This window comes from Rhizobium esperanzae (assembly GCF_002204185.1).
In the GTDB taxonomy this organism is placed as follows: domain Bacteria; phylum Pseudomonadota; class Alphaproteobacteria; order Rhizobiales; family Rhizobiaceae; genus Rhizobium; species Rhizobium esperanzae.
Genome location: NZ_MXPU01000020.1, coordinates 41,391 through 58,010, shown reverse-complemented (window position 1 = coordinate 58,010; position 16,620 = coordinate 41,391). Strand labels below are relative to the sequence as shown.

At 63.1% G+C, this 16,620-nt stretch carries 13 protein-coding genes; 6 read left to right on the top strand and 7 right to left on the bottom strand.

Annotated elements, in window-relative coordinates:
• Window positions 1–11 precede the first annotated feature (11 nt).
• Complete coding sequence (locus B5E41_RS25065) at window positions 12–6,986, bottom strand: apolipoprotein A-IV repeat region-like domain-containing protein (protein WP_088396504.1); 6,975 nt, start codon at window positions 6,984–6,986, stop codon at window positions 12–14.
• A gap of 464 nt (window positions 6,987–7,450) precedes the next feature.
• Here B5E41_RS25065 and B5E41_RS25060 point away from each other — a divergent pair, with 464 nt between their 5' ends.
• Entirely contained in the window at window positions 7,451–7,834 is a 384-nt protein-coding gene (locus B5E41_RS25060) for an Hpt domain-containing protein (protein ID WP_064802974.1), read from the top strand.
• 206 nt (window positions 7,835–8,040) lie between these two features.
• Window positions 8,041–8,361 carry a 2Fe-2S iron-sulfur cluster-binding protein gene (locus B5E41_RS25055; RefSeq protein ID WP_011425597.1) on the top strand — a complete coding sequence of 107 codons (321 nt, stop codon included), beginning with the start codon at window positions 8,041–8,043 and terminating at the stop codon, window positions 8,359–8,361.
• A gap of 357 nt (window positions 8,362–8,718) precedes the next feature.
• Here B5E41_RS25055 and B5E41_RS25050 read toward each other — a convergent pair whose 3' ends face one another.
• Window positions 8,719–9,345, bottom strand: coding sequence for a DUF922 domain-containing Zn-dependent protease (locus B5E41_RS25050; RefSeq protein ID WP_064802972.1), 627 nt, complete (start codon window positions 9,343–9,345; stop codon window positions 8,719–8,721).
• 102 nt (window positions 9,346–9,447) lie between these two features.
• Here B5E41_RS25050 and folP point away from each other — a divergent pair, with 102 nt between their 5' ends.
• From folP to folK, 3 genes are read left to right on the top strand one after another with little or no spacing between them, the layout of a single operon-like run.
• The gene (folP, locus tag B5E41_RS25045; RefSeq protein WP_088396545.1) at window positions 9,448–10,317 is read left to right on the top strand and encodes a dihydropteroate synthase; all 870 of its coding nucleotides are present in this window, start codon (window positions 9,448–9,450) and stop codon (window positions 10,315–10,317) included.
• On the top strand, window positions 10,314–10,679 hold the full coding sequence (gene folB / locus B5E41_RS25040) for a dihydroneopterin aldolase (RefSeq protein ID WP_008525873.1): 366 nt from the start codon (window positions 10,314–10,316) through the stop codon (window positions 10,677–10,679). Before folP ends, folB begins: the two co-directional genes overlap by 4 nt.
• On the top strand, window positions 10,672–11,190 hold the full coding sequence (gene folK / locus B5E41_RS25035) for a 2-amino-4-hydroxy-6-hydroxymethyldihydropteridine diphosphokinase (protein WP_088396503.1): 519 nt from the start codon (window positions 10,672–10,674) through the stop codon (window positions 11,188–11,190). Before folB ends, folK begins: the two co-directional genes overlap by 8 nt.
• Before the next feature lie 62 nt (window positions 11,191–11,252).
• On the opposite strand, the gene B5E41_RS25030 is transcribed toward folK, so the two are convergent.
• The 4 genes from B5E41_RS25030 to B5E41_RS25015 form a co-directional block, all read right to left on the bottom strand.
• Window positions 11,253–11,804 carry a hypothetical protein gene (locus B5E41_RS25030; RefSeq protein ID WP_064802969.1) on the bottom strand — a complete coding sequence of 184 codons (552 nt, stop codon included), beginning with the start codon at window positions 11,802–11,804 and terminating at the stop codon, window positions 11,253–11,255.
• A 209-nt stretch (window positions 11,805–12,013) separates the two neighbouring features.
• Window positions 12,014–13,090 carry a YcjF family protein gene (locus B5E41_RS25025; RefSeq protein ID WP_088396502.1) on the bottom strand — a complete coding sequence of 359 codons (1,077 nt, stop codon included), beginning with the start codon at window positions 13,088–13,090 and terminating at the stop codon, window positions 12,014–12,016.
• Window positions 13,087–14,562: a YcjX family GTP-binding protein gene (locus tag B5E41_RS25020; RefSeq protein WP_088396501.1), complete on the bottom strand. Its 1,476-nt coding sequence runs from the start codon at window positions 14,560–14,562 to the stop codon at window positions 13,087–13,089. Before B5E41_RS25020 ends, B5E41_RS25025 begins: the two co-directional genes overlap by 4 nt.
• A gap of 75 nt (window positions 14,563–14,637) precedes the next feature.
• Window positions 14,638–15,132: a SixA phosphatase family protein gene (locus B5E41_RS25015; RefSeq protein ID WP_064802963.1), complete on the bottom strand. Its 495-nt coding sequence runs from the start codon at window positions 15,130–15,132 to the stop codon at window positions 14,638–14,640.
• A 275-nt stretch (window positions 15,133–15,407) separates the two neighbouring features.
• On the opposite strand from B5E41_RS25015, the gene dksA reads away from it, so the two are divergent.
• Window positions 15,408–15,827 carry an RNA polymerase-binding protein DksA gene (dksA, locus tag B5E41_RS25010; RefSeq protein ID WP_008525884.1) on the top strand — a complete coding sequence of 140 codons (420 nt, stop codon included), beginning with the start codon at window positions 15,408–15,410 and terminating at the stop codon, window positions 15,825–15,827.
• A gap of 90 nt (window positions 15,828–15,917) precedes the next feature.
• Here dksA and B5E41_RS25005 read toward each other — a convergent pair whose 3' ends face one another.
• Entirely contained in the window at window positions 15,918–16,553 is a 636-nt protein-coding gene (locus B5E41_RS25005) for a DUF1062 domain-containing protein (RefSeq protein ID WP_085859629.1), read from the bottom strand.
• Window positions 16,554–16,620 lie beyond the last annotated feature (67 nt).

Below are 16,620 nucleotides of genomic sequence, written 5' to 3'. Positions count from 1 at the left end.
TCGGCCAGACTCTATCTCAGCCTGCCCGCTGCATGGGCGAGCATGGTATAAACCTTGCCCGTATCCGAAGTCAGATAGGACTGTGTGACTGTCTGGTTCGGGTCGGTTCGGGCGACGTCGGCAAGCAGCTTTTCGAAATCGCCGATATAGCGGTCGACGGCGGTGCGGAATTCCGGTTCGCGGTCGTATTTGCGCTTGATCTCGTCGAAGGTCTGCTGGCCCTTTAGCGTGTAGAGGCGGCGGGTGAAGACGTCGCGCTCGCCGCGTTGGTAGCGGCGCCAGAGATCGACCGAGGCATCGTGATCGATGGCGCGGGCGATATCGACGGAGAGCGAATTCAGCGATTCCACGACATGGCGTGGATTGCGGCTGTCGTTGCTGCGTGCTGCCGGTGCGGCTGTTTCCGCTGGGCGCGCGGGAGCACGGGCCGGCGCCGCGTCCGCGGCGTCTTCGCGGGATGCGCCTCGCAAAAGATCGCTGATCCAGCCACCGCTTTCCCGCGCCGGTTCCTGGCGGCCCAATTCCTGGCGAGTGGGGGCTGGCTGCTGGGCGGGCCGCTGAGGAGCGGCGGCCGGAGCGGATGGCGCAATCGTCCCGCGCAGACCGGTGGCTTCGATCGGCGGAGGCGCTGCCGGCTGCGGCGGCTGGGCTGCGATCGGCGGGGTCGGGCGCGGAGCCGGCTGCGCCTGGGCAACCGAGCGGGCAGCGGGCTCGGAGATTTCGAGCTGCTGGCTGGAGCGGCCGACAAGCTGCGAGATATCCTGCAGGGCCTTGATCTGTTCGGCGACGGCGCGGCGCATGGCCGAGGCGCTTTCCTTGGCTTCCTCGGGCAGGTCGAAGGCGCCGCGCTTCAGTTCGGCGCGGGTGGCGTCGAGTTCGCTGCGGATGTCGGCAGCGGAGCGGCGGATGTCCTCGGTGGCGCCGGAGAAGCGACCGACGGCATCCTCGATCGCTTCACGCAACGATTCCCGCATGTGCTGGGCAGCACCGTCGGAGGCGCGGCCGGCTTCGCCGAGCATGCGCTCGACTTCCGACAGCGAGGCGGTGAGGCCGCCGCGAATACGATTGGAGAGATCACCGGAACGGCGCTCGACATTGGCGAAGGTGCTGTCGATCGTCGTATTGGCCTCGTCGCCGGCGCGGGTGATCGCCTCGCGCATCGTTTCGGCCGCTTCCTGGGCGCGCTTCTCGGTTTCCGTCAGAACGCGACCGATATCGGCAAAGGAGGACTGAATGCCCTGGCGCAGATTGCCGGTGACCTGGTTGGAGCGCTGCTCGGCCCGCTCGAACACGGTCTCGATCATGCCGCCGAGCCCGCGCATGGTCTTTTCGATCTCGTCGGAGCGTTGGACCAAGCTGACGGAGAGGGCTTGCAGCGCGCCTTCACGCTCTTCGAGCGTTGAGGCGAGGTTGGATTGGGCGGCACCCAGAAGTTGTGAAGCTTGGGTCAGAACCTTGGAATGGTCGTCGAAGCGGCCGATGATGCTGCCGACCTGGGCCAGAGTCTGGCCAGAGATGTCGGAGAGGCGGTCGACCTTGCCTTCGAGAAGCCTGGTCGAGGCGCTGACCATTTCGGCAGCCTTGGTGGCGGAGTCGGCAAAGCGGGTCGTGGTTTCGCCGAGACGCCCGTCGACGCTCGTCAGCTGCTCGGCGGCGCGGTTCATCATCATTGCCATTGCCGCGCTGCTTTCCGACATGCGCTGAACCAGGCCGTTGACGTTGCCGACCAGGCTGTTCTCGATGGCGCTGACGGCGTTGGCAACATTCTCGGTGCGGGCGGCCACGGCGCTGGCGAGCGCTTCGTTCTCGGCGCGCAGGCGATCGGCGCTGAGATTGGCTGCAGCGGTGATGCGGGCAGCGGCCTGCTCGCCAGCATCGGTGTAGCGATCGATGATCGGGCGGGCCGTTTCATCGAGTATGCGGGTCAATTCGACAGAGCGGCCTGATAGCATCGAGTTGAGGTCGCGGGTGCGTTCCTCAAGCGTCGAGCGGATCGAGTTGCCACGCGCTTCGAGCGCCCGGTCGACATCGGAGAGGGAGGTATCGATCTCGCGGACACGCTCCTCGAGATTGGAGCGGATGGCGCTGCTGCGCGCTTCGAGCGCCCGCTCGACATCCGCCATGGTGGCGGAAATCTCGCTGCCGGCCCCCGACAGCGTCGTGCGGATGGCATTGCCGCGCGCCTCGAGAGACTGGCCGGCCTCCGACAGCGCCCTAGAAATGGCATTGACCTGCGTGCCGACAATCGTCTCGGCCTCGGCGACCTTGTTGACGATGGCATTGCCGGCTTCCGAGAAGGTCTGGGCGACGGCAGCGGCCTGGGTTGCCAGGCGGTTCTGAGCTTCGGCAACCCGCGTGACGATCTGCGACGAGCGCTCATCCATGGTGCGGGTGAATTCGTCGCTTTTTGCATTGAGATCCTCGGCGAACTGCTGGCCGGTCTTGCCGAGCAGTTCCGTGGTTCTCGTCGCTTCGCCTTCCATTCCCTGGGCTGCTTCGGCCACCGCGCTGCGCAGCGTCGAGGCGAGGCCGGCGGCCTTGCCCTCGATGGTGCGGTTGACGGCTTCGAGGCCGACGGTCAAAGCGCGATCCATGGTGGAGAGGCGTTCCTCGATGCGTTCGTTGCCGCGGTCCAGGGTTTCGCCGAGACTTGCCGTGCGGCCCTCGATGGCGCCTGCAAGCGTGGTCGTGCGGCTGTCCAGCGTCTCGGCCAGATTGGCGGTGCGGCTATCGATTGCCTGTGTAAGATTGGCGGCGCTGCCTTCGAGCGTCGCCGAGATGCGCCGGGTGGCGTCGTCACCGAGCGCGCCGAGCCGGGAAATGCCGTCGGTAAGCACGCCGGAGAGCTGGTTGTTGGCGGCCTCGACCTTTTCGGCAACGCCGCCGACGCCGTCACGGATGCGGGTCTCGATCGCCGTAAGGCCGGCTTCCATACGAGAACCGGTTTCTTCAAGACGTCCCGCAAGATTTTCAACCGACTGGTCGAGATGGGCCGAAAGGTTCTGGGCGGAGCTCGAAATCGTGTTCGCCGCCTCCTGGAAGCGGCCGGCAATCTGACCGGCGCCGGCACGCATGCGATCTTCCAATGTCTGGGCGCCGGCATCGATCGCCCGGCGAATCGAGGCTTCACGATCTTCAAGCGACATTTCGAGCATGCTGACGCTCGTCGCCACCGAAGTGCCGATGCTGGTCGCCTGTTCGGTGAGCGTATCGCTGATCTGCGCATGCGCCTGGCTCAGCGACAGCTCGATGGCATTGCCGCGATCCTCAAGCGTCGTGCGGATGCGCTCATGGGCAGAAGCGAGCCCGCCTTCGATGCGCGCCGCGGCCTCCTCGGCCATGCTCCCGAGTCGCGAATGGGCATCGCTGAGGCGGCCTTCGATGCGGCCGGTCAAGCCGCCGACGAGATCCTCGAAGCGGGCACCGCCCGCATCGAGAACGCCCGAAAGCGCCGCGCTGTGCTCGGAGAGGGCGGATTCAAGCCGCCGCTGATTGTCGGCATAGGCGTTGTGGATGGCGTCTGTCTTGTCGGCAAAGGCGCCGGCGACGCGGGCCTCTGCACTGGTGACGGCCTCCATGATCGCATTGCTGCGGGCTTCGAGGGCGCTGTCGAAGCGGCTCTGGTTGTCGTCGAGCGAAATGGCGAGCGCCATGGTCTTTTCATCGAGCGTATCGGTAAGCCGGTCATGGCTTGCCGTTACGGCACCGACGAGCGCGGCGGCGCGGTGTCCCAGGGCTTCCTCGAGGCGGACCTGACCTTCGTTCAACGAGGCTGCCAGCGCGCTGGCCTTCTGGTCGAGCACGCCGTTCAGACGTTCATGTGTGCCGGAGACCGCGTTGGTGATCGCATCGGCGCCTGATGTCAGCGTCTCCTCGAGGCGGCTCTGGCTCTCGTTCAGCGAAATGGCAAGGGCCATCGCCCGATCGTCGAGCGTCTCGGACAGGCGGTCATGGGTGGCGGAAACCGCATTGAGGAAGGATTCCGAGCGGCTCTCCAGCGTGTCCTGCAGGCGGCTCTGGCCTTCGTTCAAGGAGGCGGTAAGTGCCGATGCCTTCTCGTCAAGGGTTTCGGCGATGCGCTCATGCGTACCGGAGACGGCCTTGAGGAAAGCTTCGGAGCGAGCTTCCAGCGTGTCTTCGATCCGCGTCTGGTTCTCGTTGAGAGAGATTGCGAGCGCCATCGCCTTCTCGTCCAGCGTTTCCGACAGGCGGTCATGCGTGCCGGAAACGGCATTCAGCAGCGCCGACGACCGGGTCTGCAGCGTGTCCTCGATGCGGGCCTGGCCTTCGCTCAGCGAGATGGCAAGCGCCATCGCCTTTTCATCGAGCGTCTCGGAGAGACGGTCATGAGTGCCGGATACGGCATTCAGCAGGGCCGCGGAGCGGGTTTCGAGCGTATTTTCGATGCGTGCCTGGGTCTCGTTCAGCGAGTTGGCAAAAGCTGCCGCCTTACCTTGCAGCGTCTCGGCAAACCGGTCATGCGTGCCGGAGACGACGTTCAGCAGGCCTGCGGAACCGTTTTCCAGCGTTTCCTCGATCCGGGCCTGGCTCTCGTTCAAGGAAATAGCAAGTGCCATCGCCTTTTCATCAAGGGTCTCCGCAAGGCGCTCGCTCGTGCCGGACACGCTGTTCAACAATGCTTCGGCGCGGGTTCCGAGCGCGTCCTCGATCCGGGCATGGCGCTCGTCCAACGAGGTCGTCAGGGCCGCTGCCTTGGTATCAAGCGTTCCCGACAGCCGATCATGCGTGCCCGAGACGGCGTTGAGGAAGGCTGCGGAACGGGTCTCCAGCGTGTCTTCGATGCGGCTCTGGCTTTCGTTCAACGAGATGGCGAGCGCCATTGCCTTTTCGTCGAGCGTCTCGGAGAGGCGGTCATGAGTGCCGGAAACGGCGTTGATGATGGCGTCGGAGCGGGTCGTCAGCGCTTCCTCGAAGCGGCCGTGATGGGTGGTCAGCGCATCGATCAGCGCTCCGCCGCGCTCCGTCATGACGCTGTCGATACGCTCATGGGCTGTGCCAACCGCGTCCCGGATTTCTGCGGCGCGCGCTGTCAATACGCTGGTCAGTTCCTCGGCGCGGCCGCCGAAGGCCGTCGTGACCTGCTCGGTGCCAGCGGCAACGGCGGCGGTCAAATCGGTGGTGGTTGAGCGCAGGGTGTCGCGGAATTCGGCCGAGCGGGCCTGAAGATTGTTCTGCAGGTCGGAGGTGCCGGATGCAAGCGCCAGCGCGATGTCCGACGTGGCGCTCTGCAGCGCCGAGGTCAGCTCGCCGGTGCGGCTGGTGAGTGCGGTGGTGATTTCTTCGGTGCGGCTGCTGAGCGTGCTCTCCAGCACTTCATGACCGGTTGCGAGCGCCGCCGCGAGCGCCAGCGACTGGTCGGTCATCGAGGAGCCGAGCCGGTCGATGTTGGAGCTCAAAATGCCTTCGATCGAATCCGACCCGCCGGTCAGCGTTTCGTTGATGCGGGCGAGGCTCTCCATCAGCTTGGTGTCGAGCGAGCCGGTGCGCTTGTCGAAAGCGCTGGTGAATTCGGCGACACGCTCGTCAAAGGCGGTCGACAGCTGGGCAACGGTCGTCTGCAGGCGCTCTTCGAAGAAGCCGGAGCGCAGGTCGAGATCCATCACGGCGTCGTCGGCAGTGTTCTGCAGGCTCTGGCGGAAGGTTGCGCCCTTCTCATCGAGCGCGCTGTTCAGCTTTGAGAGCACATCGTCGAGCGTCCCGCTGATGGTGCGTTCGCCCGATGTCAGGCTCTCGTTGATCTCGCGGGTGCGGGCGATCAGGATCTCGTTCAGTTGATGCGTGCGCTCGTTCAGCGCCGCGTTCAGCTTCTCGGTGCTGCTGTCCATGGTCGAGGCGCGCGTCTCGAACTGGCTTAGCAGTTTTTCGCCGTGTTCGTTGAGGTTGACGGAGAGCGCCTCGAGGCGGTTGTCGAATTCGGTGGCGAGCGCAAAACCGGAGGCGTTGAGGGTCTGGAGCAGGCTGTCGGTCTTGGCGGCAAGCAGGCTGCCCATGGACTGCAGGGCGCTGTCCGATTTTTCCAGGATGGTCGCCGCCCGCGTGTCGATCAGCGAGGCGAAGGCTTCGCCCGATGTGGCGAGCCGCACGGCGATCTCTTCGGTCGCCAGCGACAGTTCTTCCTTCAGCTGGTCGTGGACGCTGCCGATCGAGGTGCGGATGCGGTCGGCATGGTTGACGATCGCCTCCCGCTCCGAACCGAGTTCATGGACAAGACCGCGCACACGCAACTCGTTGTCCGCATAGGAGCGTTCGAGAGCGTTGACTTCGGAATGGACCAGCGTTTCCAGCTCGGAAGCGCGCGCGATGGTGCGCTCGATGCCTTCGTTCATGGCCGAGACTTCGCGGCGCACCGCCTGGCCAACGGTCATGATGCGTTCGGAGGCGATGGTTTCCGGCTCCGCCAGGCGCAATGCCACCTCTGCCATCGAGCGGGCGGCGTTGCGCATGTCCTGGGCGCGGGAGATCATGATGGCGAAAGCATAGAACATCATCACCGGAATGATGATGCCGACCAGGCCGGCAATGACGCCGGGCAGGGCGACGAGATCGGCGATCGAGCGGATCTGCCAGATCTGCGGCGCATATAGCAGCGACATCAGGCCGAGGCCCGCCATGACCCAAAGCACGGAAAACAGGGTAGCGGTGCGCATGGCCGAGCGGCTGGAAGCGCCGTCGAAAGATTTCAGGATCGAGGCGGGCGTATTGCGGCTGGCATCATTGGCGGGCGCGAAGGACGAAGCCCTGGAAGCCTGCTCGGCCCCGGCGCCGCGGCGGCTGCGGCGCTGCGCTTCTTCCTGGGCTTGCTGATTGCGCGCATTCGATGGATCAGACACATTACCCTCCGGCGCCTGGGGCGCGTCGCCGCGGCGAGACGGCACGTTATCCTTGCCGAAGTCGATCTGGAGCGCCTCGTCCAACGCCTTGAACGCCTTGTCCTCGATCGACTCGTTATATTTGTTATTCGCCATTCGGTTACGCCTCGTTACTGTCGGCCGGCCCGGCAGCACATCCCCGGCTTCCACCTTGTCCGGGAACAACTTTGCCGTAACGGCCCTCCATCCCAACCGCGGACGGATAAGCATGTCATTTCAGAGTAGATAGCCGCTTTTTCAAACGGAAGGTATCAAAACACTACCATTATCCACTCACTCGGCAAAGGCGCGTACCATAAACCCGCTCCACCAGTATCGTAGTGACACATCTGGGCTCTGCACACAATTAATGAAGGCTTGAGATTCATGGCTCGTTAACCTGTTGTTAACATCTTTGAATCCGAGGCCCTGCTTAAAAACCAATAATTTAGGGATATTTAACGGATGTTAACCATATGGTGAGATTTCCGCGCCCGATGTGCCGGAATTTAACGCGATGGCCACCCTTCTGACGCAGAACTGTAGCAAGTGCGGACGATCTGAGACGGGAGAAATGGCAAATGGCGGCCCAGCTGGCAGCATTGAAGATCGTATTCGAGGCGCCTGATAATGCAAAGGGGTCGTGCCCCTCGAAGGTCCGGCCGATCGATCTTGTCCATCTCGCAAAGCAGACGATGGGCGACAAGTCTCTGGAAATCGAAGTCCTTCAAATGTTTGCGCGCCAGGCGCGGGCGTGCCTCCAGGACATGGCGAGCGGTGAGACCGTGCGTGTCGGCGCGGCCGCGCACCGGCTGAAGGGCGCGGCGAGTTCGGTCGGCGCATTCCGCGTGTCGCAGACGGCTGAGGTCGTAGAGGAGACCGGCGGCGATGCCAGCGCAATGGCGGCGCTCGGCGCTGCCGTCCTCGATGCCGAGAACTTCATTCTCAAGCTCTGCCGCGGCTGACCTCCAAGTCTTCTTTCGTTGATCGAACGAGACCCGTTGTTTCATTGCGGAACCACGGGTCTTTTTGCGACGTCCCAGATGACGCTTTGAAGACGGCGGGCGAAGGCCCGATCTGCGAGGTTATGGCGGATTTCCGAATGTTGACTGACGCGTCGAATTGTCGGAAGAAACTTCGCCCACCCATTTGAAGACCGGAAATAGTCCTGATGCCCAAACTTACCATCGTCGCCTTCGACGGCACGCGCTTCGACCTCGACGTCGACCAAGGCTCCACCGTGATGGAGAATGCCGTGCGCAATTCGGTGCCCGGCATCGAGGCCGAATGCGGCGGCGCCTGCGCCTGCGCCACCTGTCACGTCTATGTCGACGAGGAATGGACGGAGAAGGTCGGCCAGCCGGAAGCGATGGAAGAGGATATGCTCGACTTCGCCTTCGACGTGCGCCCGACCTCGCGGCTCTCCTGCCAGATCCGGATGAAGGCCGCTTATGACGGGCTCGTCGTGCACGTGCCCGAACGCCAGGCCTGAGGCGCCCCGCGTTTCGCGCCAGCGGATCGGCCCGAAAATCGGAACCGATTTTCGGAGTTGAATAACCGACACCATCACCCCAAAAAAGACGCCTCGCGCGCTGGTGCGAGCGAGGCGAGGCGGGCGCATTACCAACGGATGAGGGAGGAACATCCGCGGCTTCGGAACGCGCCAGGAGAACCCAGCGAGGAAAGTCCAGACGCCGTAGCTGAACTTTCGAATGTGTTCATATTAACGCGTTCCGGTTGAGTCTGCCAGGATGAAAAATTACCATTAAAACGCTGGGGAAGGGGCAAGTTTCGCACAAGTTTCGTTGCGCAGCTAAGTTTTTCCGCTCGGCACCAGTCCGAAAAAGCCTTATTTTCCGCCGGCTCGACCGTTGATTCGATTTCTCAGCAATCTCAGCATGCGCTTCTGGAAGTTGACCGCCTCAACCCGGTCGAATCGCGCCTGCAGCCGATCGTGCTCCTCTATGCCGCGAGTTGATTCGTTGGAGACGAGCTCCTGCATGGCCTCGCAGCTGCGCTGCTGCGGCAATGCGCGGATGGCGCGCTCCATGGCGCGGGCCTGATCTCTGGCGATCTCGGCGTGACGCTCCTCGTGGCGCTTGATGTCACTCGACAGTGCGTCCCATATCATCGACAGCTCCTTACTGGCGCCTCTGCGGCTATTCCAGCGCGGCAGGATGATCTGGGTGTGAACGGTGACCTTGACATTGCCGACGCGGCATCTGCCATTATCCTGGATATAGGTGGCCTCGCCGCCGAAGCGAATCTTGGTGGCCCCGGGATGGCGTGCCGACGAACCGCTCGCCGTCGGGCCGCGCCGGCCGAGTTCCCGGTCTAGCTCATCGGCGGTTTTGCCGCGGATGTCGAAATAGGAATAACTTTTCGATGCGATCACTTCAGCTGCCGCTGGACTGCTGAGAGAAAGAGCAATGGAAAAGGCGACAGGAAGGCACATATAACGCATTGCAAGCGGCATTCTGAAGGCAACCCATGTTGAAATCGGCAGGAGCTTGGGGCATAGCCACCATAAGCGCAATATCGGATGGCGGCTTTTTTCGTCATCAATAGGACAAGTTTGGTGACAGGGCTCGAAGGCAGTTTCTGGCGTGTCGGCCATGGCCGGGAAATCGAACTCGGCCGTCGGTCGGCGATCATGGCGATCGTCAATGTGACGCCGGACTCCTTCTCCGACGGCGGACGTTTTGAAACCGTCGATGCCGCCGTCGAACACGCATTGCAGGCGGTCAGCGACGGTGCTGCGATCGTCGACATCGGTGGCGAATCGACCCGGCCGGGTGCGGCGTCGGTCAGCCCTTCGGAAGAGCAGGCGCGGGTGTTGCCGGTCATCGAGGCGCTGCGCGGTCGCACCGAGGCGCTGATCTCGATCGATACCTATCGCGCCGAGACGGCGCGGCTGGCCGTCGGCGCCGGCGCCCATATTGTCAACGACGTCTTCGGACTGCAGAAAGATGCAGGTATCGCGGATCTGGTCGCGGCCACTGGGGCGGGGCTCTGCATCATGCATACCGGCCGCGACAGGGCCAAACTTGCCGATGTGATCGCCGACCAGGCGCATTTCCTCGAACGGTCGCTGGCGATCGCCGCCGCGGCCGGAGTCAACAGCGACCGGATCGTGCTCGATCCGGGTTTCGGCTTCGCCAAGGAGACGGCGGAGGAGAACCTGGAGCTGATGGCGCGGTTTTCCGAACTGTCGCGCTTCGGCCTGCCGCTGCTTGCCGGCACCTCACGCAAACGCTTCCTCGGCGCGGTCACAGGGCGCGAGGCGCCGGAGAGGGATGCGGCGACGGCCGCATCAAGCGCGCTGCTCAGGCTTCAAGGAGCTGCGGTTTTCCGGGTGCACAATGTCGCAATCAACAGGGATGCGCTTGCTATCGCCGATGCTATGCTCAATGCGCGCCAGGAATTCGAGAGGAAGCGGCCGACATGACGACCTACACGATCACGCTGCAGAACTGCGCCTTCTTCGCGCGCCACGGCGTGCATGACGAGGAGGAATTCCTCGGCCAGCGCTTCTTCGTCGATGCCGAGCTCGATGTCGTCGCGGGCGAGGCGCTGGAAAGCGATTCGATCAACGACACCGTCAATTACGGCATTGCCTTCACGGTGATCGAGGAGATCGTCACCGGCAAGCGACGCTATCTCATCGAAGCCCTGGCGCTCGATATCGCCAAGGGCCTCTGTCAGACGTTCCCGCAGGTGCGGCGGGCGAAGATCACGGTGCGCAAGCCGAATGCGCCGGTGCCCGGCGTGCTCGATTTCGTGCAGGTGAGTGTTGAACATTTTGCCTGAGGCTGCATCGCAATCAGCCACACTCGGCCTCGGCGGCAATATCGGCGATCCGGTAAAGGCGATGGCCGCGGCGCTACAGAGACTGGACGGGCGCGCCGACTGTCGTGTCACCGCCGTGTCGCGGCTCTATCGCACGCCGCCGTGGGGCAAAACCGACCAATCGTTCTTCTTCAATGCCTGCGCCGCCGTCGAAACCCGGCTCCCTCCAGAGGCGCTGCTCGACGTCTGCCTGTCGATCGAGCGCGAGATGAAACGCGAGCGTGTCGAACGCTGGGGGCCGCGCACGCTCGATATTGACGTGCTGACCTATGGCGACGTCGTCCAGCAGGCGCCGCGGCTGGAGTTGCCGCATCCCCGTATGACCGATCGCGGTTTCGTCCTGATGCCGCTTGCCGATATCGCCCCAGGCCTTCTCGTCAGGGGCCGGCCGGTAAGCGACTGGCTGCTCGACGTTGACGTGACCGGCATCGAGGTCGCCGATGACAGCGGCGACTGGTGGCGGAACGCCTAAGGCTCTAAAATGCGAAACGGCGGGAAACCCGCCGCTTCAAGAAAACCCGCCATGCAGTCCGTCTACTGAATGGAGCCAACCGCCATTTCGTCGACCTGACGAGTCAATGTCAGGCCGATAACCGGGATCATCTGGCTTTCGACCTTGACCGACACGGTGACGTTCATCGTCTTGTCGTCACGCACGCGAGCGATCATCGCGCCATTTAGCTTGGCGCGGTTGATGCCGACCACGACGGTATCCTCGGTTACGGCGCCGGAGACGACGTCAAGACCCTTGCCGGCGGCGCCGTCGAGGAACTTGCCCGTGTAGGTGGAGCCCGACTGCGAGATGACGGCGCTCATCGGCTGCTTGAAGACGCCGACGCGGCAGGTTCCATCGAGCTTGATGCCAGCAGTGCCGTCGCCGGTGGGTTCACCGGTCAGATTGCAGGTGAATTTCGTGCCCTTGTACTTGCCGGCGACGATCTCGCCGGGGCCCTTCCAGGAGCCAGTGACGGATTCGAAGAAGGCCTTGTCGCGGGTTGCGGCAGTGGCTGCCGGAGCGACGTCTGCGACAGGAGACAATGCCGCGGCGGCGAGGCCGCATAAGAAGAGAAACTGGCGCGAATACATGGATTTTCCTTGGCAAACACCACTCACGAACTGGTGCCAAGTTTTGCCGAAAAATGGTTAATCCTTCCTTTCGATTGTACCGAATGCGAAGGACCTGGATTTCTGTCGCGCCGCGCGGATCTTAGGATCCGGCGGCTACGGTGTTGAATCTGCTTAATTTCGCCAACTTCACCTACGGGAAGGTGAGAGCTACGGAATCGCCTCGTCAGTTAAGGATTGTTGCCGCGCGGCGACATTGAAGGTGTGAGATCGCCGATAAAATCGCCGATTCCCGGTCGCTTCACCGCACGAAAGGCAAGCGGGCGACAGAGATCCATCGCCGCGATTCCGATGCGAGCAGTCATCAGACCATTGATCACGCCCTCGCCGAGTCGGGCCGATAGCTTCGAGGCAAGCCCATGGCCGAGCACCTGCTGGACGAGACTGTCGCCGACGGCGATCGAGCCGGTGACGGCGAGGTGGGCCAGCACGTCACGCAGGAGGCGGAACATGCCGAGCGTGCCGGGGCGGCCGCCGTAGAGCTCGGCCATGGCGCGGATGAGGCGCACGGATTCGTAGAGGACATAAAGCAGATCGACGATCGCGCGCGGGCTGACGGCGGTGACGATCGAGACGCGCTTGGAGGCGTTGACGATGAGCGCCCGCGCTTTGCGGTCGAGTGGGGCCAGCAGCTCGCGTTCGGCCAAGGCGATCAGATGCGGGGGGTCGATGACCTCACCCTCGGTCGCCTTCAGCGTCGCGCGACCCTTCGATGTCTCGGGATTGGCCGCAAGAAGCGTGGTGAGGCGCGCAACGACCGCGCGCGCTTTCGCCGGCCGTGTATCGAGGATCGCCGCCTCTGCTTCCGCCTTGATCGCCTGAACAGCGGCAAGGCGCATCATGCCCGCGGTCTCGCGGATGACGAGGGCAAGCACGGCGAGGACGCCGATCGCCAGCACGCCAAGAGCTGCATAACCCAGCCAGTCGGCGCGGGTGAAGAGATCGCGGATCAGGCGGTCGGTCCAGAGGCCGATGCCGAGCGATAGCAGGATCCCGAAGGCGCCTAGCGCAATCTTGCCGAAAGAGGTGCGCCGCTTGCGCGGTGTTGCCACCGGCACTGCGCTCGCATCCCTGTCAGGATTGAAGGGATCATCGTCGTCGGGCGTCAAGATGATCTCGTCCGAGAAGCTTTCCGGTTTGCGCCGGCCTTGCTGTTGCCGACCATTGTCGCGCGGCACGGCAGCCTCATCCTCATAGGCGAAGGCGGCGGGTGGGCGGTGCGGCAAATCGGAGGGGGGCTTACTCATGCGAGACGGTCTCCGAACAGGAACTGCATGGCGCGGTCAAGGCGGATATGCGGCACCGACAGCTTGATGCCGCCGCCGGTCTCCTCGAGATGCGGCGGACGGAACCTGACGACGTTGACCTCGGGCAGGGTATCGGCGGTCTCGCCCGAGGCGATGTGATTGAACAGGCTTTCCGGATCCTGCGGCAGGTCTCCGGGGAAGATTGCGGTCTTTCTCTGGCCGTCGAATCGCTCGCCGGCAATGGTTTCGCCCTCCATCGGCGTGCCGACGATGACAGGCAGTTCATGGCCGTCGCGCTTGACCGATGCCTCGCGCGTGGCGCGCACGGAAGCGAGCGCCATCACGTCGATGCCAGCTCCGGCCATGCCGATGCGGGCGATGGCGCGATCGACGAGGCGGCGGGTCAGCGCATCGAGCCGATCATGGCTCTCATGATGGAGATGGTCGGCCTTGGTTGCGGCGACCAGCACACGGTCGATGCGGCGCCCCAGCAGCGACGAGAGCAGCGAATTGGTGCCCGGGCGGAAGCAGGCGAGCACGTCGGTCAGCGCGCGTTCCAGATCCTGGACGGCTTCGGGGCCGCGGTTCATCGCCTGCAGTGCGTCGACCAGCACGATCTGCCGGTCGAGCCGGGCGAAATGTTCGCGGAAGAAAGGTTTGACGACGACCGATTTATAGGACTCGTAACGCCGCTCCATCATCGTCCAGAGTGAGCCGCGATCGGGACGCGCGCCCGGCGGCAGGACGAGCGGGGCGAAGGTCAGCGCCGGCGAGCCGTCGAGATCGCCGGGCAGAAGCAGGCGCCCGGGCGGCAAGGTGGAGAGCGAGCGTTCGTCGGCCTTGCAGGCCTTGAGGTAATCGGCAAAGGCGGTGGCAAGCTCGCGGGCTGCCATCTCGTCGGCGCCGGCATTTATATCGGCGGCACGGGTCAGCGCCAACCATTCCCGCGACAGTTCGGAGCGCACGCCATTTTGCGCAAGCGCGATCGTTTCCTCGCTGAAGGTGCGGTAATCCTTGCCGAGCAACGGCAGGTCGAGCAGCCATTCGCCTGGATAATCGACGATATCGATCGACAGCCGGCCGGGCGAGAACAGGCGGTTCCAGCCGCTGGCGCTCTGATAATCGAGCGTGATGCGCAGTTCGGAAATGGCGCGAGTGGAATCCGGCCAGACGCGGTCCTTCACCAGCGCCCGGATATGATCCTCATATTGGAAACGGGGCACGGCGTCATCCGGCTGAGGCTCCAGCCGCACGGCTGAAACGCGGCCCGACTGCACCGGCTCGAACAGCGGCAGTCGGCCGCCATGCAGGAGATTGTGGACAAGCGAGGAGATGAAGACCGTCTTTCCGGAACGGAAGAGGCCGGTGACGCCGAGCCGTACGGTCGGATTGACGAGGCCGCTTGCCCTGTCGGCGAGATTGTCAAAGGCGATGCGGGCGTCGTCGGCGAGGGATGTCAGGCGTGGCGGCAAGGCGCAATTCCGGTTGATGACTGCCGGCAATATAGGAAGACTGCGCTGCTCGCAAAAGAAGCGGAGCGAAAGACTTCAGACGACGAGGAAATCGATAAGGCGCCAGCCGCTGGCGGAAGCGTCGAAATCGATAACGGCGAGACCTGCCGTCGGAAAGCCGGCGGGAAGTGCGTTCACCATGGCCTCGTGGCCGATCAGCGCCTCAAGCGCCTGCTCGATCGTCGGGTTGTGGCCGACCAGCATGACGGCGGCATTATCCTGCGCGTCGACGATTTCGACATAGGTATCGACGGTGGCATTGTAGAGCGCATCGACGTAACTCACGTCCAGTGCTACACCCATCGCCCGATGGACGGCATCGGCGGTATCGCGGCAGCGCAGCGCCGTCGAACTGATCAGAAGATCGGGACGGTAGCCCTTATCGGCGGCTTTGTCGGCGATAACCTCGGCATCGCCGTAACCTTTTTCGTTGAGCGGCCGGTCGAAATCGCGCTGTCCGGGTTCGGCCCAGGCGGCCTCGGCATGACGCAGGAGATAGATGCGATTGGGCGGAGGCAGCGGTACGGTCATGGGCAAATCCAGGATCGGCGGGTCTTTTCAGTAGCGGTTGCGATCATCCGCCGTCAACCGCCAGCCATGCCGCAACGGCCCAAAACGTGGCCGACAACACGGCGTTTTGAAGACCGAACGAAAATTGCGAACGCGAATAATCATGAGAAAATAGTCCGTTAGCCGAAAATTGTAACAGATTTAAAAATCTGTTTAGCTGTCGTATTTGGCTTGAATCGCGGCTAGCGCTTGGGATATACACCCCGCCAGATGAGATGTTCTTCAGGAGAATCGCGTTGAGTGAGAAGATCGATCTTAGCAATTACGTTCCCTCGGAAGAGGAAGAATTCATGAACGTAAACCAGCGTGCCTACTTCAGGGCAAAGCTGGTCGCCTGGAAAAACGATATCCTTAGAGAAGCGCGCGAAACACTCGACCATCTGGCCGAGGAAAGCGCAAACCATCCCGATCTCGCCGACAGGGCGTCGTCGGAAACCGACAGGGCGATCGAACTTCGCGCCCGCGACCGGCAGAGAAAATTGATCTCCAAGATCGACGCGGCGCTGCAGCGCATCGAAGACGGCACTTACGGCTATTGCGAGGAAACTGGCGAACCGATCGGTCTCAAGCGTCTCGACGCCCGTCCGATCGCGACGCTGTCGATCGAGGCGCAGGAACGCCACGAACGTCGCGAAAAGGTCTACCGCGACGAATGACCTTTCCCATGCAGAGATGGGACACATTCAGCGCCGCGATCCGATCGCGGCGCTTTTTGTTGAGCCATCTCCGGCGTGTCGAAGAGGCGGTTACGGGAAAGCGTCGGTCGCCAGAGCTTTCCAGAATGGCTCCCGCGCCGCCTGCGTGGCGAGATCGATTGTGACGAGGGTGCCATTCATGATCCGCCGCCGCATGATGTCGGCCCGCTCGGGTTCCGTTCGACAGAGGCCCCGATCGTGAAGAGCCTGCAGGCGGGAGCGTGACATCTTCAACTCGCCGGCCAGCAACCGGTCCAGGCGTAGGCTTGTTGGAAACGGGGCCGTCAGTTCGATTTCCAGGCTCGTCCAGCCTTCGGTCTCGTGCCGAATTTCCTTGGCGATCTCGAATTCGGCGAACTCGTCCACGCGCTGTGACTTGCGCCGCAGCGCATCAAGATTGAAGGTTTCCGCCCGAATCCAGTCCGGGTCGTTGGACTGCAGCGCGTCGAGAATCATCGGATCGACGTCTCGGATATTTCGGCGTTCGAAGATTGGTCGGTTCCACGTCCTGTCGCAGATCAGGCATTTGTAGATCAGCCAGGCGTCGAGCTTGCGACCGTTGGCATTGACCCGGATCTTGCCGCTGGATCGGAAAGCTCTGAGGCCCCCGCATCCGCCGCAGGCGATCCATGGCTGGGGCGCCGTCTTGGGAGTGATGGTCCATCGGACCCGAAGTGTCTTGCACATATCGTCTTGGTCTTCCATTCGGAAGTCCACCAAGATGGTGCATGAGAAAACCCTTGCGGGCGCGGTA

What these genes read in the sequence shown, in the direction of transcription:
- B5E41_RS25065 (WP_088396504.1), bottom strand. Translation starts at nt 6,986, where the DNA reads ATGGCGAATAACAAATATAACGAGTCGATCGAGGACAAGGCGTTCAAG.
- B5E41_RS25060 (WP_064802974.1), top strand. Translation starts at nt 7,451, where the DNA reads ATGGCGGCCCAGCTGGCAGCATTGAAGATCGTATTCGAGGCGCCTGAT.
- B5E41_RS25055 (WP_011425597.1), top strand. Translation starts at nt 8,041, where the DNA reads ATGCCCAAACTTACCATCGTCGCCTTCGACGGCACGCGCTTCGACCTC.
- B5E41_RS25050 (WP_064802972.1), bottom strand. Translation starts at nt 9,345, where the DNA reads ATGCCGCTTGCAATGCGTTATATGTGCCTTCCTGTCGCCTTTTCCATT.
- folB (WP_008525873.1), top strand. Translation starts at nt 10,314, where the DNA reads ATGACGACCTACACGATCACGCTGCAGAACTGCGCCTTCTTCGCGCGC.
- B5E41_RS25030 (WP_064802969.1), bottom strand. Translation starts at nt 11,804, where the DNA reads ATGTATTCGCGCCAGTTTCTCTTCTTATGCGGCCTCGCCGCCGCGGCA.
- B5E41_RS25025 (WP_088396502.1), bottom strand. Translation starts at nt 13,090, where the DNA reads ATGAGTAAGCCCCCCTCCGATTTGCCGCACCGCCCACCCGCCGCCTTC.
- B5E41_RS25015 (WP_064802963.1), bottom strand. Translation starts at nt 15,132, where the DNA reads ATGACCGTACCGCTGCCTCCGCCCAATCGCATCTATCTCCTGCGTCAT.
- B5E41_RS25005 (WP_085859629.1), bottom strand. Translation starts at nt 16,553, where the DNA reads ATGTGCAAGACACTTCGGGTCCGATGGACCATCACTCCCAAGACGGCG.